Origin of the sequence: Paraburkholderia ginsengiterrae (assembly GCF_001645125.1) — a bacterium.
Lineage (GTDB): Bacteria > Pseudomonadota > Gammaproteobacteria > Burkholderiales > Burkholderiaceae > Paraburkholderia > Paraburkholderia ginsengiterrae.
The window spans coordinates 1-21,268 of sequence record NZ_LXKA01000110.1; the positions used below are offsets into that span (position 1 = coordinate 1).

General features: G+C 64.0%; 19 protein-coding genes. 13 read left to right on the forward strand and 6 right to left on the reverse strand.

What is annotated here, in order from left to right; translation table 11 throughout:
* Positions 1–1,134: 1,134 nt before the first annotated feature.
* Genes bioA through bioB form a run of 4 tightly spaced genes read left to right on the forward strand, consistent with a single transcriptional unit; the run spans position 1,135 to position 5,516 of the window.
* Positions 1,135–2,484 carry an adenosylmethionine--8-amino-7-oxononanoate transaminase gene (bioA, locus tag A6V37_RS08150; RefSeq protein WP_064266763.1) on the forward strand — a complete coding sequence of 450 codons (1,350 nt, stop codon included), beginning with the start codon at positions 1,135–1,137 and terminating at the stop codon, positions 2,482–2,484.
* Entirely contained in the window at positions 2,484–3,668 is a 1,185-nt protein-coding gene (gene bioF / locus A6V37_RS08155; RefSeq protein ID WP_064285897.1) for an 8-amino-7-oxononanoate synthase, read from the forward strand. The genes bioA and bioF overlap by 1 nt, the downstream gene beginning before the upstream one ends.
* Positions 3,665–4,405, forward strand: a complete 741-nt coding sequence (gene bioD / locus A6V37_RS08160) for a dethiobiotin synthase (RefSeq protein WP_064266765.1) — start codon at positions 3,665–3,667, stop codon at positions 4,403–4,405. The genes bioF and bioD overlap by 4 nt, the downstream gene beginning before the upstream one ends.
* Before the next feature lie 34 nt (positions 4,406–4,439).
* Positions 4,440–5,516, forward strand: a complete 1,077-nt coding sequence (gene bioB / locus A6V37_RS08165) for a biotin synthase BioB (protein WP_064266766.1) — start codon at positions 4,440–4,442, stop codon at positions 5,514–5,516.
* 158 nt (positions 5,517–5,674) lie between these two features.
* Here bioB and A6V37_RS08170 read toward each other — a convergent pair whose 3' ends face one another.
* Positions 5,675–6,277, reverse strand: a complete 603-nt coding sequence (locus A6V37_RS08170) for an RBBP9/YdeN family alpha/beta hydrolase (protein ID WP_064285898.1) — start codon at positions 6,275–6,277, stop codon at positions 5,675–5,677.
* A 350-nt stretch (positions 6,278–6,627) separates the two neighbouring features.
* Between A6V37_RS08170 and A6V37_RS08175 the strand changes: the two genes are divergently transcribed.
* The 6 genes from A6V37_RS08175 to A6V37_RS08200 are packed head-to-tail and all read left to right on the forward strand — an operon-like array spanning position 6,628 to position 10,714.
* Positions 6,628–7,569 (forward strand): 2-hydroxyacid dehydrogenase, encoded by a 942-nt coding sequence (locus tag A6V37_RS08175; protein WP_064266768.1) that lies wholly within the window; start codon positions 6,628–6,630, stop codon positions 7,567–7,569.
* A 22-nt stretch (positions 7,570–7,591) separates the two neighbouring features.
* Entirely contained in the window at positions 7,592–8,518 is a 927-nt protein-coding gene (locus tag A6V37_RS08180) for a hydroxymethylglutaryl-CoA lyase (protein WP_064266769.1), read from the forward strand.
* 58 nt (positions 8,519–8,576) lie between these two features.
* Complete coding sequence (locus A6V37_RS08185) at positions 8,577–9,098, forward strand: YbaK/EbsC family protein (RefSeq protein ID WP_064285899.1); 522 nt, start codon at positions 8,577–8,579, stop codon at positions 9,096–9,098.
* Between the two features lie 4 nt (positions 9,099–9,102).
* A complete protein-coding gene (locus tag A6V37_RS08190; protein WP_064266771.1) occupies positions 9,103–9,327 on the forward strand; it encodes a DUF1289 domain-containing protein in 225 nt (74 codons plus the stop codon).
* Complete coding sequence (locus A6V37_RS08195) at positions 9,324–9,797, forward strand: MaoC family dehydratase (RefSeq protein WP_064266772.1); 474 nt, start codon at positions 9,324–9,326, stop codon at positions 9,795–9,797. The genes A6V37_RS08190 and A6V37_RS08195 overlap by 4 nt, the downstream gene beginning before the upstream one ends.
* Entirely contained in the window at positions 9,794–10,714 is a 921-nt protein-coding gene (locus A6V37_RS08200; RefSeq protein ID WP_064266773.1) for an MBL fold metallo-hydrolase, read from the forward strand. The genes A6V37_RS08195 and A6V37_RS08200 overlap by 4 nt, the downstream gene beginning before the upstream one ends.
* Before the next feature lie 323 nt (positions 10,715–11,037).
* On the opposite strand, the gene A6V37_RS08205 is transcribed toward A6V37_RS08200, so the two are convergent.
* Positions 11,038–11,937, reverse strand: a complete 900-nt coding sequence (locus A6V37_RS08205; RefSeq protein WP_064285900.1) for a DMT family transporter — start codon at positions 11,935–11,937, stop codon at positions 11,038–11,040.
* 114 nt (positions 11,938–12,051) lie between these two features.
* Here A6V37_RS08205 and A6V37_RS08210 point away from each other — a divergent pair, with 114 nt between their 5' ends.
* On the forward strand, positions 12,052–12,522 hold the full coding sequence (locus tag A6V37_RS08210; RefSeq protein ID WP_064266775.1) for an Lrp/AsnC family transcriptional regulator: 471 nt from the start codon (positions 12,052–12,054) through the stop codon (positions 12,520–12,522).
* A gap of 45 nt (positions 12,523–12,567) precedes the next feature.
* On the opposite strand, the gene A6V37_RS08215 is transcribed toward A6V37_RS08210, so the two are convergent.
* Positions 12,568–13,458, reverse strand: coding sequence for an alpha/beta fold hydrolase (locus A6V37_RS08215; protein WP_064266776.1), 891 nt, complete (start codon positions 13,456–13,458; stop codon positions 12,568–12,570).
* 317 nt (positions 13,459–13,775) lie between these two features.
* Between A6V37_RS08215 and A6V37_RS08220 the strand changes: the two genes are divergently transcribed.
* Positions 13,776–14,735, forward strand: coding sequence for an NAD(P)H-dependent flavin oxidoreductase (locus A6V37_RS08220; RefSeq protein WP_064266777.1), 960 nt, complete (start codon positions 13,776–13,778; stop codon positions 14,733–14,735).
* A gap of 115 nt (positions 14,736–14,850) precedes the next feature.
* Here A6V37_RS08220 and A6V37_RS08225 read toward each other — a convergent pair whose 3' ends face one another.
* The 3 genes from A6V37_RS08225 to A6V37_RS08235 all read right to left on the reverse strand — a co-directional run bounded on the left by A6V37_RS08225 (position 14,851) and on the right by A6V37_RS08235 (position 20,738).
* On the reverse strand, positions 14,851–18,378 hold the full coding sequence (locus A6V37_RS08225) for a methylmalonyl-CoA mutase family protein (RefSeq protein WP_064266778.1): 3,528 nt from the start codon (positions 18,376–18,378) through the stop codon (positions 14,851–14,853).
* A gap of 139 nt (positions 18,379–18,517) precedes the next feature.
* Entirely contained in the window at positions 18,518–19,456 is a 939-nt protein-coding gene (locus tag A6V37_RS08230) for a LysR family transcriptional regulator (protein WP_064266779.1), read from the reverse strand.
* A gap of 193 nt (positions 19,457–19,649) precedes the next feature.
* Complete coding sequence (locus tag A6V37_RS08235) at positions 19,650–20,738, reverse strand: porin (protein WP_064266780.1); 1,089 nt, start codon at positions 20,736–20,738, stop codon at positions 19,650–19,652.
* A gap of 124 nt (positions 20,739–20,862) precedes the next feature.
* Between A6V37_RS08235 and A6V37_RS40515 the strand changes: the two genes are divergently transcribed.
* On the forward strand, positions 20,863–21,075 hold the full coding sequence (locus A6V37_RS40515) for a hypothetical protein (RefSeq protein WP_131799835.1): 213 nt from the start codon (positions 20,863–20,865) through the stop codon (positions 21,073–21,075).
* The last annotated feature ends 193 nt before the right edge of the window (positions 21,076–21,268 follow it).

Sequence of the window (21,268 nt, forward strand, 5' to 3'; positions counted from 1 at the left end):
GTCTTGTCTATGCTGGAGGTATTCTTTAGTTTTTTTGTCTTGGGGGCGCTTTTTGTTGTGGTCTTTTGGCCGTGGGCTTTCCTTGTATTCACGGTGGTCTATTAGCGTTGCCCCTGTGCGGGGCGGCACCTACTTTCTTTGCATGCCGCAAAGAAAGTAGGCAAAGAAAGCGGCTTCCCACCGCTAATTCTTAAGCGGGCCCCTTGGCTTGGAAGGGGCAGTGGTGCATCTGGAATCCGTGCGCTCGCACATTCCCCGTCAGTGACTAGGCAGTCATTCTTCCGGCGGCGCTTCGCGCGCCGTCGCGGTAGTTCTTCAACCACCCGCCAGATCCTCCGTTCGTAGTAGTTCTAAGCGGCCAGTTTGTCCCTGCGTCAGAGACACACCGCCTTAAGCAGCAATCCTCCTCAAATCACTTGGTGTTTCCTCAGCCTAATGGTTCGCTGGAGCACGGGCGCGTCGGAACACACGCCCCAATCCACCCATCGTTACGGCGCTTCGCCGAGGCGAAGCCGATGGCCCCCACCGCCCGGCAGTGAAGCCGCCGGTTTTCCCGGCAGACCGTTCCGGCGAGCGCGCAGCGCGAGGCGGGAAGAATGACTGCCTTGTCACCGGGGCGGAGTGCGCGGGAGCACCGATTCCAGATGCACCACTACCCCCTCCAAGCCAGGGGACCCGCTTAAGAATTTGCGGTGTGAAGCGGCTTTCTTTGCCTACTTTCTTTGCCGCGGCAAAGAAAGTAGGTGCCGCCCCGCACAGGGGCAACGCTAATAGACCACCGTGAATTCAAGGAAAGGCCAACACCAACAGAAGACAACCAAACACGCCGAGCAGGCAAAAAACCCCATATCCCCGCCAGTACCCCCCAATTACTTTGACGTCGTCAACTCCGCCGATCATCGACTTTCATCCAGAAACAGAAACCACCTGCATCGAACAGCCGCGAACCCCACCGCCGCGGGCAAAAAACTTAAATCCGCCCATGGTGCAGACCAGGAAATAAACCGCTAATCTCGACGCTTCAAAGCCTCCCAAAGCCCCGCGCAGCGTAAAAAAAGCGTCTATACTGCACGAACGTAAAGGCCATAAAACAGCCACACCGCGCAGCGGTAAAAAGCACCCCTGGAGTACCGTTTGGAAAATTCAGCCGTCCCTGAAGACTGGATCGCCCGCAGCCTGCGGGCCGTCTGGCACCCCTGCACCCAGATGAAACACCACGAACGCCTGCCGCTCGTGCCCGTCGCGCGTGGCCAGGGCGCGTGGCTGTACGACCGTGCCAACCATCGTTATCTGGATGCAATCAGCTCCTGGTGGGTCAACCTGTTCGGTCACGCCAACCCGCGCATCAACGCAGCACTGAAAGATCAGCTCGACACGCTCGAACACGTCATGCTCGCCGGATGTACGCATGAACCGGCCATCGAACTGGCGGAGCGCCTCGGCGCGCTCACCAACAACACGCTCGGCCACGCGTTCTTCGCGTCGGACGGCGCGTCCGCTGTCGAAATCGCGCTGAAGATGAGCTTTCACTCGTGGCGCAACCAGGGTTTCGCCGACAAGCAGGAATTCGTCTGTATAGCCAACAGCTACCACGGCGAAACCATCGGCGCGCTCGGCGTCACAGATGTCGCGCTCTTCAAGGACGCCTACGATCCGCTGATCCGTCACGCGCACGTCGTGGCATCGCCGGATGCACGCCTTGCGCAAGCAGGCGAAACCGACGCCGACGTCGCGCGCCGTGCGCTGGATCACGTCCGCTCGCTATTCGAAGCTCGCGCCGCGAAAATCGCCGCGCTGATCGTCGAGCCGCTCGTGCAGTGCGCGGCCGGCATGGCCATGCACGACGCGTCGTATATCGCCGGATTGCGCGCACTCTGCGATCAGTACGGCGTGCATCTGATCGCCGACGAAATCGCCGTGGGCTGCGGCCGCACCGGCACCTTCTTCGCGTGCGAGCAAGCCGGTATCTGGCCGGACTTCCTGTGCTTGTCGAAGGGCATTAGCGGCGGTTATCTGCCGCTCTCGATCGTGCTGTCGCGTGACGAGATTTTCGCGGCCTTCTATCACGACGACACCGCGCGCGGCTTCCTGCACTCGCATTCCTATACCGGCAATCCGCTCGCCTGCCGCGCGGCGCTCGCCACGCTCGATCTGTTCGCAAGCGACAACGTGCTGGACGTCAACGCGCAAAAGTCCGCGAAACTGAAGGCGGCGCTTGCGCCGCTCGCTGATCATCCGCAAGTGCGCAATCTGCGCCAGTGCGGCACGATCTTCGCGTTCGACGCCGTGATCGACGATGCTCAGCAGACCAAAACGTTCTCGCGCCGCTTCTTCGAGAACGCCTTGCAGCGCGAACTGCTGCTGCGCCCGATCTCGACCACGGTGTATCTGATGCCCCCTTACATTCTCGACGACGAAGAACTCGCACTGCTCGCCTCGCGCACCCGCGACACCTTCGACGCCACGCTCGCGGAGACCCGCTAATGCATCTGCTCGACACACTCGCGGAAGGCCTGAAGGAGATCGACGCGCGCGGCCTGCGCCGCCGCCGCCGCACCGCTGAAACACCGTGCGCCGCGCACATGACGGTCGACGGCCGCGCGATCATCGGCTTCGCCAGCAACGACTATCTCGGCCTCGCCGCACATCCGCAGCTCATCGCTGCGATTGCCGAAGGCGCGCAGCGCTACCGCGCGGGCAGCGGCGGTTCGCATCTGCTCGGTGGCCACTCGCGCGCGCATGACCAGCTCGAAGACGACCTCGCGGCATTCGCCGGCGGATTCGTGGACACGCCGCGCGCGCTCTACTTCAGCACCGGCTACATGGCGAATCTCGCCACGCTCACCGCGCTCGCGGGCCGCGGCACGACGCTCTTCTCCGACGCGCTGAATCACGCCTCGCTGATTGACGGAGCGCGTCTGTCACGCGCCGATGTGCAGATCTACCCGCACTGCGATATGGAAGCGCTGAGCGCGATGCTCGAGGCCTCGGAGGCCGAGGTCAAAGTGATCGTCTCCGATACCGTCTTCAGCATGGACGGCGATATCGCGCCGCTCAAGCGCCTGCTCGAACTCGCGGAACAACACGGCGCGTGGCTGATCGTCGACGACGCGCACGGTTTCGGTGTGCTCGGTCCGCAGGGACGCGGCGCCATCGCGCAGGCCGCGTTGCGTTCGCCAAACCTCATTTCGATCGGCACGCTCGGCAAGGCGGCGGGCGTGTCGGGCGCGTTCGTCGTGGCGCATGAGACCGTGATCGAATGGCTCGTGCAACGCGCGCGTCCCTATATTTTCACCACCGCGTCGGTGCCCGCCGCGGCGCATGCGGTGTCGGCAAGCCTGCGCATTATCGGTGGCGAAGAAGGCGATGCCCGCCGCGCACATCTTCAGCAGCTGATCGAACGCACCCGCACGATGCTGAAGGCCACGCCGTGGATGCCGGTCGATTCGCACACCGCCGTGCAGCCGCTCATCATCGGCTCGAACGAAGAGACGCTGGACATCGCCGCGACGCTAGATCGCGCGGGTCTGTGGGTGCCGGCGATCCGTCCGCCAACCGTGCCTGTCGGCACATCGCGTTTGCGCATTTCGCTTTCGGCGGCGCACTCACAAGCTGATCTGGACCGGCTCGAAGCAGGCTTGCAACAGCTCGGAGCGAAAGCGGCATGAGCGGCACGAGCAACCTGGGGCAAAACGCCCTGTCCCTGTTCGTCACCGGCACCGATACGGAAATCGGCAAGACGTTCGTCTCGTCGGCGCTGTTGCGCGGTTTCGTGCGCGAGGGCCTGCAAGCCGCCGCGATGAAGCCGATCGCCGCCGGCGCATTCGAACTGGACGGCGTGCTGCATAACGAGGACGCGGATCAACTCGATGCCGCCTCCAACGTGCTGCTGCCGCCCGAGATGCGCACGCCGTATCTGCTGAAGGAACCGGCCGCGCCACACATTGCAGCCGCGCTGGAAAACGTCACCTTCGATCTCGGCCACATCATCGACTGCCACGCTCAGGCTGTGACGCGCGCGGAGATTGTCGTCGTGGAAGGCGTGGGTGGCTTTCGCGTGCCGCTGACCGCGACGCAGGACACGGCCGATCTCGCCGTCGCCCTGAAGCTGCCCGTCGTGCTGGTGGTCGGCATGCGGTTAGGCTGCATCAGCCATGCGCTGCTCACCGCCGAAGCCATCGTCGCGCGTGGGCTCACGCTGGCCGGCTGGGTCGCCAATCGCGTCGATCCGGACATGACCTTCCCCGACGAAAACATCGCATCGATCCGCGAGCATCTCGCGCGCGAGTACGACGCGCCCTTGCTCGGCATCGTGCCGTATCTGAGTCCGGCCGCGCCCGAACTCGCGGCGGATCAACTCGACATCAACCGGCTTTTGCAGACGCTGCGCCATGCGCAGCGCTGAATCACCATTACATGCATCCAGGAGGATTGACGACATGACGCAACTGAACATCACCCCGGCATCCGACAATGCCGCCGCCAACAGCAACGCCGCAGCAGGCACGAAACAGGTCGCGCGCTGGCGCGTCGCCGATATCGTCGCGCTGTACGAACTGCCGTTCAACGACCTGATGTTCCGCGCGCAACAGACCCACCGCGAGCATTTCGACGCCAACACCGTGCAATTGTCGACGCTGCTGTCGATCAAGACCGGCGGTTGCGAAGAAGATTGCGCGTACTGTCCGCAGTCGGTACACCACGACACTGGCCTGCAAGCCGACAAGCTGATGCCGGTCGACGAAGTGCTCGCAGCCGCGAAGACCGCCAAGGAAAACGGCGCGACGCGTTTCTGCATGGGTGCCGCGTGGCGCAATCCGAAAGACCGCCATCTCGAGCCGATCAAGGACATGATCCGTGGCGTGAAGGCGATGGGCCTCGAAACCTGCGTGACGCTCGGCATGCTCGAAGCGCATCAGGCGCAAGGCCTCGCCGAAGCGGGCCTCGACTACTACAACCACAACCTCGACACGTCGCCGGAGTTCTACGGCCAGATCATTTCGACGCGCACGTATCAGGACCGTCTCGACACGCTCGAACGCGTGCGCGACGCGGGCATCAACGTCTGCTGCGGCGGCATCGTTGGCCTGGGTGAATCGCGCCGCGAACGCGCCGGCCTGATCGCGCAACTGGCGAACATGGACCCGTATCCGGAATCGGTGCCCATCAACAATCTGGTGCAGGTTGAAGGCACGCCGCTGACCGGCACCGAAGCAATCGATCCGTTCGAATTCGTGCGCACCATTGCGGTTGCGCGCATCACCATGCCGCGCGCAATGGTGCGTCTGTCGGCCGGCCGCGAGCAGATGAACGAAGCGCTGCAGGCCATGTGCTTCCTCGCCGGCGCAAATTCGATTTTCTACGGCGATCAATTGCTGACCACGAGCAACCCGCAAGCGGAAGCGGACCGCAAGCTGCTGGAGCGCCTCGGCATTCGCGCCGAAGCCGCACAGCAGATGCCGCTCGATCAAAGCGGCTGCGAGCACGGCTGCGATAAACACGCCGCGCCGAATTGAAGCGGGCTGGACCGGGCTCAGTTGAGCTGGGTTACGTTGAAGCAGCGCGCGCGATAAGCCGCGTGCAATGAAAAGGGCGCCTCGTTTCTCCGAGGCGCCCTTTTCAGCTTCAGGAACCGGTCCTTCTTATCGTGCCGGAGACCCGCGCGTTCGCCACTTCACACCAGCGCATGCTGCGCGGCCTCGAACGACTCCTCACGAAAGCGCAGCGGCGCCGCGCAATGCGCCAGCGTGTCGATGAAATACTTCGCGCGCGGCCACGGACCGAAGCCGGCTGCGGTATTGATATGCCCCGCGTCGCCGAGATTGACGAACGCGCTGCCGAAACGCTGGGCGAGATCGCGCGAACCGGCGAGCGGCATCCACGGATCGGTTTCGCTGCCGATCAGGATCGACGGCACGCCGAGACGCCGGGCGTCGAACGGTCCCGCGAACGCGAACTTCTGCGGGCTGGCGGGCGCGACGAACAGCACGCCGACCACGTCGCTTGCGTATGAGGCCTGCTGCAAGGCATGCGCGGTCGCGAGGCAGCCGAAACTATGCGCCGCCAGCACGAACGGCCCACGCTCGCGTGCGAGCAGATCGCGCAGCGACTTCGCCCATAGCGCGAGGTCTGGCGCGTCCCAGTCGGCCTGCTCGACGCGCAGCGAGCGCGCGAACTGCCGCTCCAGCCATGTCTGCCAGTGCGCGCCTTCGCTGCCGTGCAGACCGGGCACGGTGACGAGCCGCGGCGGCCATGTCGATTTGGTGCATGAAAGCATGTCTGCCCCTCGCTGCGGGAATTCGGGTACTGATTGTCGCGCCGGGCGCCGCGTGGGCGAACCAAGATTTAGTGCTTTGGTTATGGGGCAAATGCGGGGGCAAATGCGCGGACGAGCGCGCCGCCACCGCAGCCCGCCCGTGTGGGCCGCAACCTCACCAAACCGCACGTCCGTGCGCAAATGCGCGCGATGCGCGTCGAAAAAGTAGAATGAAGCCTATCCATAAAAGGAGGAGGCCTCATGCCGCCAGCGTCGTCCGCCGCGCCGCAGCCGTCGCAGCCGACATACGGGGGCTTCGCACGGGTTTTCCTTCTTACTCGACCCAGTCTCGCAGGCACCACCTGGACCGTATGAAAATCCTCTTTTACATGCCGCACTCCGACGCCGCCGCGTGGCTGGACGACTTCGCTCGCGCGCTTCCGGAGGCCGAGTTGCGCGAATGGCGGCCGGGCGACACGGCGCCCGCCGACTTCGCGGTCGTGTGGCGTCCGCCGCGTGAGATGCTGGCCGGGCGCGACGATCTGCGCGCAATCTTCAATCTCGGCGCAGGCGTCGACGCGATTCTCGCGCTCGAACACGAGCATCCCGGCACTTTGCCGCGCAACGCGCCGTTGATCCGGCTGGAAGACACCGGCATGGCGCCGCAAATGGCCGAGTACGTGGCGCACGCGGTGCTGCGCTACCTGCGTCGCTTCGACGAGTATCAAACACTGCAGAACGAACGCCGCTGGGAAGTGCTCGAGCCGCATCCGCGTGAGACGTTCACGGTGGGGGTACTGGGACTCGGCGTGCTCGGCGCGCATGTCGCGCAGACGGTCGCGGCGCTCGGCGTGCCGGTGCGCGGCTACAGTCGCGGCGCACGGCAAATCGACGGCATTGCGACGTTCGCCGGCGAGGCTCAGTTCGACGCGTTTCTCGACGGCGTGAAAGTGCTGGTGAATCTGCTGCCGCACACGCCGGACACGGTCGACGTGCTGAACACGCGCACTTTCGCGAAGCTCGCGCGCGGCGCCTATCTGATCAACGTCGCGCGTGGTGGGCATCTGGTTGAAACGGATCTGCTCGACGCGCTCGCAAGCGGTCAGCTCACCGCCGCCACGCTCGACGTGTTTCGCAATGAACCGTTACCACAGGACCATCCGTTCTGGCGTGAACCGCGCATCACGATCACGCCGCACATCTCCGCGCTTACGTTGCGCGAAGAAAGCGTCGACCAGGTCGCACTAAAAATCGGCGCGCTCGCGCGCGGCGAGAGCGTCAGCGGCGTGGTGAGCCGCGAGCGCGGATATTGAACAACATTGTTGGAGACACATCATGGCCTTGCCCCAGCAGGTAAAAATCGTCGAAGTTGGTCCGCGTGACGGATTGCAGAACGAAAAAGACTTCGTTCCAACCGCCACCAAGATCGAGTTGATCAACCGCCTGTCGGCGGCGGGATTCCGCAACGTCGAGGCGGCCTCGTTCGTGTCGCCGAAATGGGTGCCGCAAATGGCCGACGGCGCCGACGTGATGGCCGGCATCGAGCGCCGTGCGGGCACGATCTATTCGGTGCTGACGCCGAATCTGCGCGGCTTCGAAGGCGCGCTCGCCGCGCGTGCCGACGAGATCGTGATTTTCGGCGCCGCCAGCGAAGCGTTTTCGCAGAAGAACATCAACTGCAGCATCGCGGAAAGCATCGACCGGTTCGTGCCTGTCGCGCAGGCGGCCAAGGAGCACGGCCTGCGGATTCGCGGCAGCGTGTCGTGCGCGCTGGGCTGTCCGTACCAGGGCGAGGTGCCGGTGGCGTCGGTCGTGGATGTCGTCGAGCGCTTCGCGGCGCTTGGCTGCGACGAGATCGATATCGCCGATACGATCGGCGTCGGCACGCCGAAGCGCACGCGCGAAGTGTATGAGGCGGTCACCAAGGTGTTTCCGCGCGAACGTCTGTCGGGCCACTTCCACGACACTTACGGCCAGGCGCTCGCGAACATCTATGCGGCGTTGCAGGAAGGCATCGAGATTTATCACGCGTCGGTGGCGGGGCTCGGCGGCTGTCCGTATGCGAAGGGTGCGACCGGCAACGTCGCGACCGAAGACGTCCTGTACCTGATGAACGGCCTTGGCATCGAAACGGGCGTCGATCTCGCGCAAGTGGTGGCAATCGGCGATTTCATCTCGACCTCGATCGGCCGGCCCAATGTCTCGCGCGCGGGCAAGGCGCTGCTCGCCAAGGCGCGCAGCGAAGCGGCCAACTGCGTCTGAGGCCCGGCCAACGAGCTCGCCCAACATTCACGCCATTCCATCATCAGGATCTGAATCGATGACAGACCACGCTTCTCTCGAATCCGACGATCTCACCGCGCTGCCCGACTCGGCGCGCCGCGTCGCGCTGCTGTTGCGCGAACGCGGGCATGCCGGCCACGTCGTGATGCTGCCGGAAACCGGCAAGACTTCAGCCGCAGCCGCCGCCGGGCTCGGCTGCTCGGTCGCGCAGATCGCCAAGTCGATTCTGTTTCGCCGCCGTGAAGACGACGCCCCGGTGCTGGTGGTCGCCAGCGGCGCGAATCGCGTCGACGAACACAAGGTCGCCGCGCAAGTCGGCGCCATCGGCCGCGCGGACGCGAAGTTCGTCCGCGAGAAAACCGGCTATGCGATTGGCGGCGTCTGCCCGATCGGTCACGCCACCACGCCCGTCACGCTGATCGACGCCGATCTGCTCGAACTGGACAGCCTGTGGGCGGCGGCGGGCCATCCGCACGCCGTATTCAATCTGACGGCGCAGGAGCTGGTTGCGCTGACGGGCGCGCCAGTGGTCGACGTGGCGTTGCGCGAGACCGCGTGACGCCATGACAGCAGGCATCGACCGCGAAGACGACGGCTCCGTGCCGTCGCCTTGCATCAGCGTGTGCAGGATGGACGCATCGACCGGCTGGTGTGAAGGGTGCCTGCGCACCATCGACGAAATCGCCGGCTGGTCGTTGTTCGACGACGACGCCAAACGCGCGGTCTGGGACGCGATCGAGGTGCGCCACGCACAGTTCATGGCGAACCTGCCGAAGGTCCAGCGATGAAGCCCGCGCCGCGCATCGTCACGATTGGAGAAACATTCAGCGCGACGCTGACGTTATCGGCCGAGTCGGTGAAATCGTTCGCCTCGCTCGTCAACGATCACAACCCGCTGCATCACGACGAAGCGTATGCCGCGCAAAGCCGCTTCGGCGGCCTGATCGCGTCGGGCACACAGCCGACCGCGCATTTCATGGCGTTGCTGGCGACGCATTTCTCGACCTACGCGCAGCCGCTCGGACTCGAATTCGATATCAAGCTGAAGAAAGCCGTCCACGCGAACGACACGCTCACCGTCAACTGGCGCGTCAAGGATGCGTTCTGGAAGTCGAGCCTGAATGGCGACCTGACGCATCTCGAGGGCACGGTCGTGAATCAGCGCGGCGACACCATGCTGACCGGCACGTCGACCATTCTCGTGATGCCGAAACCCGAGGCCTCCTCGAACACGGACGCCCTACCCCAACCAACATGATCACACTGCCGGAATCGATTCGGGTTTTCGAACGTGGCTGGCTGTCGTCGAACAACGTGCTGCTGGTGGACGACACTTGCACCGCGCTCGTCGATACCGGCTATGCGACGCACGCGCCACAAACCGTCGCGCTGGTGCGGCAGGCGCTCGGCGCGCGGCCGCTCGATCTGATCGTCAACACCCATCTGCATTCGGACCACTGCGGCGGCAATGCATTGCTGCAGGCGACCTGGCCGTGCCGCACAGTCATTCCCGACTCCGAAGCCGACGCCGTACGCGACTGGGACGAGGCACGCCTCACGTTTCGCGCCACCGGCCAGACCTGCGAGCGTTTCACCTTCACCGGAACGATTGCGCCGGGCGCGCGGCTGCGGCTTGGCGCGCTCGACTGGCAAGTGCTCGGCGCGCCGGGCCACGATCCTCATTCGCTGATCCTGTACTGCGCGGACGAGCGCATCCTCATTAGCGCGGACGCGTTGTGGGAAAACGGCTTCGGCGTGATTTTTCCCGAGCTGGAAGGCGAAAGCGGATTTGCGGAGGAACAGGCGGTGCTCGAAACGATTGCGAAGCTCGACGTGCGCCTCGTGATCCCCGGCCATGGCGCACCCTTCACTCATGTCGAACAGGCGCTTGAACGCGCGTTTTCGCGTGTCGCATGGTTGCGTGCCGATCCCACGCGCAACGCGAGAAATGCGTTGAAGGTGCTGATCGTGTTCAAGCTGCTCGAGGTCCGCGTAATGGGTTTCGACACCTTATTGCAGATGCTCGACGACGCCGCGGCAATGCGCGCCGCGGCATCCATGCTCAAACCGCGCGCGGAATGGCACGCGCTGGTGAAAGACATTGTCGGAGAATTGGCCGCGAAGAATGGGCCGCTCGAAGTGGATGGCGAGCGTATCGTCGCGCGCAAGGCGTAAGGCGCCGCGGAGGCCGGTGTGAGTCACGTTTTCCGTCGCCACAAAAAGAAAACCGCTCGCCCCTTAAAGGCGAGCGGCGGAAATTCTGTAGGACGTGATCAGCGTCAGGGTGAATGATACGCGCGCCGGTTTTTTGGCCGCATCGGTAATTTCCCTACAGAAGTTTGACGTTTGCTTTCAAAGCCGCATACAGCTCATGCTACGAAGGCCCGTAGCCGTGCATCTTTCGAATCATTACTCCGCTCATATGAGCAATTCAGGCAGCCCATTGCTCTGGAATCCGTAGCATTGCCGCCTGCCGTCTCGTCCAAGCACGAGACGTGTCAGGTCGATGACAGGCGCTTCTGCGGCACGATTCGCCAGCCGAGATTGACACCGGCCGCCGCCAACAGAATCAGCACCGCGCCGAGCACCTGAATCCACGCGAGCGTCTGCCCGAACGCCACCCGGTCGACGATGATCGCCACCACCGGATAGATGAACGAAAGCGCGCCCGTCATCGAAGTAGGCAGCTTCTGGATGGCGCCGTACAGCAGCACGTACATGAGACCGGTGTTGACGACGCCGAGCACCACCAGTTCCAGCCACTGCACGCCGCTCGTGGGCAACGCGTCGAAACGCACGAACGGTGCGAGCATCACCACGCCGAGCGACACCTGAATCAGCGCGATCAGATGCGGCGGCGTGCCCTTGAGCCGCTTCGTAATGATCGACGACACCGCATACATCGCTGCCGCGCCCACGGCATACGCGACGCCGACGAGATATTGCCCCGGCACCGCCAGCACCGCCGGCTCGACCTTCACGACGAACACGAGGCCGATGAACGCGACCACGAGCCAGGCCACCGTCGACGCGGTGATGCGCTCGCGAAACACCAGCGCGCCGAGCCCCACCAGCATGAAAGGCTGCGTGTTGTAGACGGCCGTGGCCATCGAGATCGACGCGCGCGAATACGCCGCGAACAGCAAGACCCAATTGACCACGATTGCCGCGCCGCCGAGCAAGGCGAGGCCGAGCATCTTCCACGAGAAGAGCTTGCGCCGGAACAGGCCCAGCACGGCGCATACGAGCGCCAGCGTCGCGCCGCCGAAAATGCAGCGGAAGAACACGACATTGAACGGGCTTTGCTGCGACGACACCACCAGCCAGCCGATGGTGCCGGACATCAGCATCGCCATGCTCATTTCCGCGGCGCCGCGGCGAATTTCATTTGAAGCCATGATTCGAACCTCGAATTGATTCCTTCATGACGAGCAGTGTAATTAATCCGCTCGCCCGAATACATGGTTAAACTTAAGCGTTCTTGCCGTTTCACCTAACAATCGAAGGGCATTATGTCCAAACGCCTTCCCCCTTTAGTCCAGGTTCCCCTCGACGAAACCGACCGCGCGCTGCTCGCCGCACTTGCGGAAGATGCCCGCCAGCCGGTCAGCGAACTGGCGCGCCGCGTCGGTCTGTCCGCGCCGAGCACGGCGGAGCGCATCCGCCGGCTCGAAGCGCAAGGCGTGATCGAGCGCTTCACGGTGCAGATCGATCCGCGCGCGCTCGGCTACACGCTGCAGGCGATCGTGCGCGTCAAGCCGCTACCCGGTCAGTTACATCTGGTGGAAGAGGTGATCCGGCGGATTCCGGAATTTGTCGAATGCGACAAGGTGACAGGCGACGATTGCTTTGTCTGCCGCCTGTACCTGCATTCCATTGAACAGCTCGACGAGATTCTGTCGAAAGTCACCGAGCGCGCGGAGACCAGCACCGCCATCATCAAGTCGACGCCGGTCGCGCGCCGCCTGCCGCCGCTCGCTTGAACGAGGTGCGGCCGCCGCGCTCGGGCCTCGGTAACACCCGGCGGCTTACTGCTCGACCGCCTCGAAGAAAGACAGCATTTCGGCAACGAGCTCGTCCGATGCTTCTTCGGGTATGTAGTGCCCGCACGAGAGCGGCCGGCCGCTGACGTCGCGCGCCACGTGACGCCATTCCTCCAGCGCGTCGAAGCACTTCTCGATCACACCCTTGTCGCCCCACAGCACGCGTAGCGGACAACCGATCTTGTGGCCGCGCTCGATGTCGGCGCGGTCGTGCTCCAGGTCGATGCTCGCCGACGCGCGGTAGTCCTCGCACATCGCGTGTACTGCCCCCGGCTGCGCGAGCGCCGAACGGTACGCAGCGAGCGAGGCGGGATCGAACGGCGCGAGACCCGAATGACGGCCGCCCATCACCGCATCGACATACGCGGCCGGGTTCGCGCCGATCAGCGTCTCAGGCAGCGGATCCGGCTGGATCAGGAAGAACCAGTGGAAGTAGGCCGTCGCGAAGGTGCGGTCGGTGGACTCGTACATCGCCAGCGTCGGCGCGATGTCGAGCAGCATCAAACGTTCGACGGCGTCGGCATGGTCGAGCGCCATGCGATGCGCCACGCGCGCGCCGCGATCATGCGCGCAGACGAGAAATCGTTCGAAGCCGAAATGGCGCATCACGGCGACCTGATCGGCCGCCATCACGCGTTTCGAATACGGCGTGTGCTTGTCGTCGCTCGGCGGTTTGCCCGATGCGCCGTAACCGCGCAGGTCGGTGGCGATGACAGTGAAGTGTTCGGCCAGCTGCGCGGCGCAGTTTTGCCAGATCAGATGCGACTGGGGGTGGCCGTGCAGCAGCAGGAGAGGCGGCCCTGCCCCACCCTTCACTCCAAAAATATCGACATCGCCCACAGCGACGCGAAAAGGCGTGAAATTGTCGAAGGCCATAGCGTCTCTCGTGTCATTTGGAATCCCTGCATTGTAGAAGCGCAAGGTGTCTAAACCAGGTGGGATAGCCCACGCAAACATAGAACCTGAACACTCCTTCCAACTGTTAAAAACCACCTGCCCGGCGCGAATGCCATACTTCGCCTATAATCGAACGACCGTGCTTAAATTTTCGGACGGCTGTGGCAGGAAGAGCAGTGCAAGCCGCATTGCAAACCCGTATTGCAGACCCGCTTTGCAGACCATATGCCGCTAAACTCGTTTATCGCCGGTCGCGCATCGACGCACCGGCCCGCTTAAATCAGGAGACTCGCACTATGGCATTGCCCGCCGTCCTGCAAAAACTCGCGCTGCCCGTCGTCGCCTCGCCGATGTTCATCGTCAGCTATCCCGAGCTGGTGCTGGCCCAATGCAAGGCCGGGATCGTCGGTTCGTTCCCCGCGCTGAACGCACGCCCCGCCGAATTGTTAGACGAATGGCTCACGCAGATTCAGGCGCAGCTCGCCGAGCACAAGGCGGCCAATCCCGACGCCATCATTGGGCCGATCGCGGTCAATCAGATCGTTCATCAGTCGAATGTGCGCCTCGAACACGACGTGCGCGTGTGCGTCGAACACAAGGTGCCGATTTTCATCACGAGCCTGCGGGCGCCGGCGCGCGAAATTGTCGACGCCGTGCATAGCTACGGCGGCATCGTGCTGCATGACGTCATCAATCTGCGCCATGCGCAGAAGGCGCTCGAAGCGGGCGTCGACGGGTTGATCCTGGTGGCCTCCGGTGCGGGCGGCCATGCGGGCACGACTTCGCCGTTCGCGCTGGTCGGCGAAGTGCGGCGCATGTTCGACGGCCCGATCGTGCTGTCGGGCTCCATCGCGAACGGCGGCTCGATTCTCGCGGCTCAGGCCATGGGCGCGGACCTGGCCTACATGGGCACGCGCTTCATCGCGACCAAGGAAGCGCACGCGGTCGACAGCTACAAGCAGGCCATCGTCAACTCCACGGCCTCCGACATCATCTACACGAACCTGTTCACCGGCGTGCACGGCAACTACATCCGCGAAAGCATCCTGAACGCGGGGCTGGACCCGGACGCACTGCCGGAATCGGACAAGACCAAGATGAACTTCGGCAGCGACAAGGCGAAGGCGTGGAAAGACATCTGGGGCGCGGGCCAGGGCGTCGGCCTGATGGACGACGTGCCGAGCGTGGGCGAGCTGGTGCAGCGTTTGTCGAAGGAATATAACGACGCAAAAGCGCGGCTGGGGATTGCGCGCTGAAACTTGCGCCGGGGTGTCGCGTCGGTGCGTCTCGCGTCAGCTGAACCCCCACGAGTGAAGCACTTTCGCCGCGGCCGTGGTTTCTGACTGCGGCGCGGCGCTTAACGTGCACGGCTCACATATTGCGGCGGTACTGCCCGCCCACTTCAAACAACGCGTGCGTGATCTGCCCGAGCGAGCAGACACGCACGACGTCCATCAGCGCCGCAAACACGTTGTCATCGTCGATCACCGCGCGCTTCAGGCGTTCGAGCGCCGCCGGCGCCGCTTCGCGATGCCGCGCCTGAAACGCATGCAGGCGGGTCAGCTGGCTCTGTTTTTCGTCCTCGGTGGAGCGGGCTAGCGCGATCGGCGGCGGCGCTTCATGCGGATGCGCGCTCAAAAACGTATTCACGCCGACAATCGGATACGAGCCGTCATGCTTGCGATGCTCGTACAGCATCGATTCGTCCTGAATGCGCCCGCGCTGATAGCCGGTTTCCATGGCGCCGAGCACGCCGCCGCGCTCGGTCAGCCGGTCGAATTCAGCCAGCACCGCCTCTTCCACCAGATCGGTCAGCTCCTCGATCACGAAGCTGCCCTGATTCGGGTTCTGATTCTTCGCCAGCCCCCATTCGCGGTTGATGATCAGCTGGATCGCCACCGCGCGGCGCACCGATTCCTCGGTGGGCGTGGTGATCGCTTCGTCGAAGGCATTCGTGTGGAGCGAATTGCAGTTGTCGTAGATCGCGATGAGCGCCTGCAACGTGGTGCGGATATCGTTGAAGTCGATCTCCTGCGCGTGGAGGCTGCGCCCCGACGTCTGCACGTGATACTTGAGCTTCTGGCTGCGCTCGTTCGCGCCATAGCGTTCGCGCATGGCGACGGCCCAGATGCGCCGCGCGACACGGCCGAGCACCGTGTACTCCGGGTCCATGCCGTTCGAAAAGAAAAACGACAGGTTTGGCGCGAAGTCGTCGATCGACATGCCGCGCGCCAGATAGGCCTCGACGTAGGTGAAACCGTTCGCGAGCGTATAGGCGAGCTGCGAGATCGGATTCGCGCCGGCTTCAGCGATGTGATAGCCGGAGATGGACACTGAATAGAAATTGCGCACCCCGTGCTCGACGAAATACGCCTGAATGTCGCCCATGACTTTCAGGCTGAACTCGGTCGAGAAAATGCACGTGTTCTGCCCCTGATCTTCTTTCAGGATGTCGGCCTGCACCGTGCCGCGCACGTTTTCCAGCGCCGTGCGGCGCGTCGCGGCGAGTTCGTCGTCCGTGAGCGGGCGGCCTTGCTGCTGCGTCATGCGCGCGATCTGCTGATCGATCGCGACGTTGAAGAACATGGCGAGAATGGTCGGCGCGGGGCCGTTGATCGTCATCGAGACCGACGTTTCCGGCGCGCACAGATCAAAGCCGTCGTAGAGCGCCTTCATGTCGTCGAGGGTCGCGACGGACACGCCCGAATTGCCCACCTTGCCGTAGATATCCGGCCGCTCGTGCGGCTCCTCGCCGTAGAGCGTGACCGAGTCGAAGGCTGTCGACAGACGCTTGGCCGGCATGCCCTCGGAGAGCAATTTGAAGCGGCGATTGGTGCGTTGCGGATCGCCCTCGCCCGCGAACATTCGCGTCGGGTCTTCGTTTTCGCGGCGGAACGGGAACACGCCGGCGGTAAAGGGAAAATAGCCGGGCAGATTATCGAGCATCAGCCAGCGCAGTATTTCACCGTGATCGACGAACTTCGGCAGCGAGACTTTGCGGACCTCTGAACCGGAAAGCGTTGTGACGGTGAGCGCGGTGCGGATTTCGCGGTCGCGGATGCGCACGATGTGTTCGGCGCCTGCGTACGCGGCGACGGTTTGCGGCCAGGCGTCGAGGAGATGGCGTTCGCGTTCGCCGAGCAAGGCGGTGCGTTGCTCGATTAGCGTGTCGAGTTGCGGGAGCGCGTGATCGGATGAGCCGGTGGACGTGGTTGAGGATGCGGACGTGGCTGAAGCTGTGCGCGTGGCAGACCCGGCGGCTGCCGAGCTGGCACCTGAGCTGGCGGAGGCGCCTGCACTCGCGCCCACCCTCGCCTCCGCCAGCATGCGGCGCGCTTCAATTAGCTGCCAACGCTCGCGTGCCACGCGCGCCTGCGCATCGGCTCGCTCACGGTAAGCGTGGACCGTCTGCGTAATGTCCGACAGATAGCGCACGCGCGCCGGCGGCACGATGGCGTGGCGGTCACTCGAGCAGCGCAGTGCTTCGGGCGCGGTGAGGCGTCCATGGCCCGCGCGCAGGCCGTGCTTGCCGAGCGCCGCGGCGACGTGCCGGTACAGTGCGGTCACCCCATCGTCGTTGAAACGGGATGCGATCGTGCCGAACACCGGCATCGTCTCGGGAGCCTTCCCGAACTCGCCGCGATTGCGCTGCACCTGCTTGGCGACATCGCGCAGCGCGTCCGGCGCGCCCTGGCGGTCGAACTTGTTGATCGCCACGAAGTCGGCGAAGTCGAGCATGTCGATCTTCTCCAACTGGCTGGCCGCGCCGAACTCCGGCGTCATCACATACAGCGATTCGTCGACGAACGGCACGATCGCCGCATCGCCCTGACCGATACCGGACGTTTCGACGACGATCAAATCGAAGCCCGCCGCCTTGCACAGCATCAGCGCGTCGGGCAACGCGTCGGAGATTTCACTCGACGCTTCGCGTGTGGCCATCGAGCGCAGATACACGCGCGGGCCGCCGCCCCAATCGCCGATCGCGTTCATGCGGATGCGGTCACCCAGCAGCGCGCCGCCGGACTTGCGGCGCGACGGGTCGATGGCGAGCACGGCGATGGCAAGGGTGTCGCCGTAGTCGAGCCGGAAGCGGCGGATCAGTTCGTCGGTGAGCGACGATTTGCCGGCGCCGCCGGTGCCTGTAATGCCGAGTATGGGCGTCCGCGCCACTTGCGCGAGGGCTGACAGCTTGTCCCGTCCGGCGGGGTCGATGCCGCCCGCTTCGAACGCGCTGATGAGTTGCGCGAGCCGGCGGAAGGTGAAGGACGCGGCGTCCGTGGTGCTGGCCGCGCTGTTGCCCACCTCGTTGGCCACCTCATTGGCCGCGTCGTTCGCTGCATCGTGATGCGAATCGAAACGCGGCAGCCGCCGCTCCGCAAATTCCGCGATCCACTCGCCAATCGGACTCGCTCCGGTGGCCGTGGCCGCGCGCGCGCCCTCGGCGCAGCGCGCGATCATGTCGTCGATCATGCCTTGCAGACCGAGCCGCTGGCCGTCCTGCGGCGAATAGATCCTCTCGACTCCATAGCGCTCGAGCTCGGCGATTTCCTCCGGGACGATCACCCCGCCACCGCCGCCGAATACCTTGATGCGCTCACCGCCGCGCGCACGCAGCAGATCGATCAGGTAGCGGAAATATTCGTTGTGCCCACCCTGGTAGCTCGACACGGCGACGCCGTCGGCGTCTTCCTGCAGCGCGGCGCTGGCGACTTCGGCGACGGAACGGTTGTGGCCGAGGTGAATCACCTCGACGCCGCTCGCCTGGAGAATGCGCCGCATGATGTTGATGGACGCATCGTGGCCGTCGAACAAGGCGGCCGCGGTGACAAAGCGCAGACGCCGGCCCGCGGGCAGCTTGTGGCTGCCGGCGCGCTGCGGCGTGGACAGATCGGTCATGTCTCCCCCAGATCGTTACGCGTATGGGTGCTGCCAACCAGTATAGCGAAACGGGTCGCGGCGCCGGGGCGCCCTTGTACCGCCACCCTGCCGCCGCCCTGCCGCGCGCTTCAGCCGACGTCGGCGCATCCCCGCGCGCCTACCGCACCGCCAGCGCCTTGATCTGTTCGAGCGACGGCCACAGCGATTCGTTCGCGAACCGGTCGGCCAGGAAGTCGACAAACGAGCGCACCTTGGCCGACAGATGCCGCCGGCTCGCGTAGACCACATGAATGGGCAGCTCGCGCGGCGGCAGGTCATCCACCAGCAGCGGCACGAGGCGCCCCTGCGCCAGATCCTCGCCGATCACCTCGGTGCCGAGCATCGCGATCCCCGCGCCCTGCAGCACGATGACGCGCAGCGCCTCCAGCTGGTTGACGATCAGATTGCCCGTCAGACGCACGCGCGGCGAGGCATCGCCGGGCGCAGGCGCGATTTCGAGCGGCGACACCCCGGCGTATTGAAGATAATTGTGACGCGCCAGATCGGCGACGCTCTTCGGCGTGCCGTGCCGCTTCAGATAGCCCGGCGAGGCGCACAGCACGAGATGCGCGGTCGCGATCTGCCGCGCGATCAGCGAAGACGACTTCAAGCCGCTCGGCGACGCCCGGATCGCGACATCGAAGCCCTCGTCGATCAACTCGACCACGCGGTCGCCCAGCGTCATGTCGACCGTGACCTGCGGATGTTGCGCGGCGTAGTCCGCCACTGCCGCCATCACGTGGCTCAGGCCGAACGCCGAGAGCGACGACACCCGCAGTCGCCCCTGCGGCACCACGCTCGCGGCGCCAACCACCTGCTCTGCTTCTTCGAGTTCGGACAGCACCTGGCTCAAGCGCTCGTAGTATTCGCGGCCCGCCTCTGTCGGCGCGACCCGCCGCGTCGTGCGGTTCAGCAGGCGTGCGCCGAGTTGCTGTTCGAGATGCATCACGTGCTTGCTCGCCATGGCCGCCGACATCTCCATCCGTTCAGCCGCGCCGACGAAGCTCCCCACTTCGACCACGTGGCGGAACACTTTCATGCTGATGAGGGTATCCATCCCAATCGCTCGCCTCAGGAATCAATCGGCGTAATTTTGCCCGCTTTATCAAAGACGGGTAAGCAAAAGAGCCTGTTGCGGCGGCCCAGAAGCGGCAAAGCCCGCCTTCCGGAGAAGGCGGGCTTTGTCGTGTTGCGGTTCGGCAGCGAGGCGGCGGCCTGCAGGCAGGCGCCGCCCGGCCACGCGCGGATGCTTAGAACTTCGCGCGCAGGCCGACGCCGTAGGTGTTGCCGCTCGACTGGTTGGTGATGTGGTCGTACATATACGCCGCGTAGATGTCCGTGCGCTTGGACAGCGGGTAGTCGTAGCCGATCGCCGCCGTCTGACGGGTCTGGTCGAAGCCGCCGCCATCGCGCGAGTACGCGTACGAGGCCATCACCGTGCCCGGGCCGACCGGCACCTGCACGCCGCCTTGCCCCGTGTTCACGTGCCAGCTCGTCATCTGCTGGTCGTTGTAGGTGTACATGTACTGGCCGAAGAACTTCACGAACTTCAGGTCATACGTCGCGCCGACCTGCGCCACGCTCTGGCTCTTCAGGCCGGGAACGCCCGAGGTGCTGAAGCTGCCCAAGTCGTCCGGCACGTTGTTGAAGTTCACGTACTGGTACACAGCGGTTGCCGCGAACGGACCGTTGAAGTACAGCACCTGACCGCTCCACTTCTTCGCGCCGTTCTCACCCGCCTTGTTGCCGAACGAGTACATCGCCGTCGCGGACAGGCCGTTGAAGTTCGGCGAAGAGTACGACACCGAATTGTTCCAGCCCGAGTCGCCGGTCACGCCCTGATCGGTCGAATACGTCGGGAACGTGCCGAGGCCGAGGTACACGTGAGCGACGATCGGCGAGAACACATACGAGTCGATGAACGGGTTGAACAGAATCGTCGACACGAACAGCGGCGTGGTCAGACGTCCAGCCGTGATCGTGCCGTACGGCGATTCGATGCCGACATACGCGTTACGCGAAAACGTCGTGTCGCCAGTGAAGCGGCCAAACTGACCGTTCTGCGCGAGGAAGAAGCCTTCAATCGTGAAGATCGCCTTGTAGCCGTTGCCCAGGTCCTCCGCCCCCTTGAAACCCCAGTACGAGGTCGACATGCCGCCGCCCGACACTTGCGCGGCGCTCTTGCCATCCGGGAATTTCTGCGAGCCGACCCATTCGTCGACCTGACCGTAGAGTTGAACGCTCGATTGCGCAAAAGCAGACGATGCACTGGCCAGCAGGGCGGCACACGCGGTTGCCTTGAGGGTGGTCTTCAGCGCACCGCTGATGCTTGTTTTCATGGGTTCTCCTGTCTTTGTCAAAAGGGGTGTGGCTGTGCGAAAGGGGGCGCTCGCGCGAACCATTGTTGTTGTCCGTCCGGTCATCGAGCCAATCTGGGCGGGACCATCTTTGCGGACCATTTTTATGGACAAAAATATCGTGGGTTATTGCCGGTATATCGGTCTGGTTAGTTTTGTCGCTTATCGGTCTGATAAAGCCCGTGCCGCACGTACGCTCGCCGCGCCGCCGCAGACTCCGACGTACCGCGCAAACCGTTACCGACACGGCAACGGACGGGTTTATATCACCCCGCAAGACATGCGCATGACGCATCGCGACAGATACGGCGAAATTTGACGATGTGAGAGGGGTTGCTGCCGAGTGTTTTCAAAAAAGTGTGGCGTCGAAACGTCACATTGACAGCGGACCGAGCATTGAAGTGATGCGCAGGAGTGCTAGCAAGCGGTTTGAAAGACGCGAGTTTCGAGGATGCGACTGGAAAAGCGCAGTTTGACGGCAGGTACCAGCGAGGGGGCGAAACGAAGCGGAG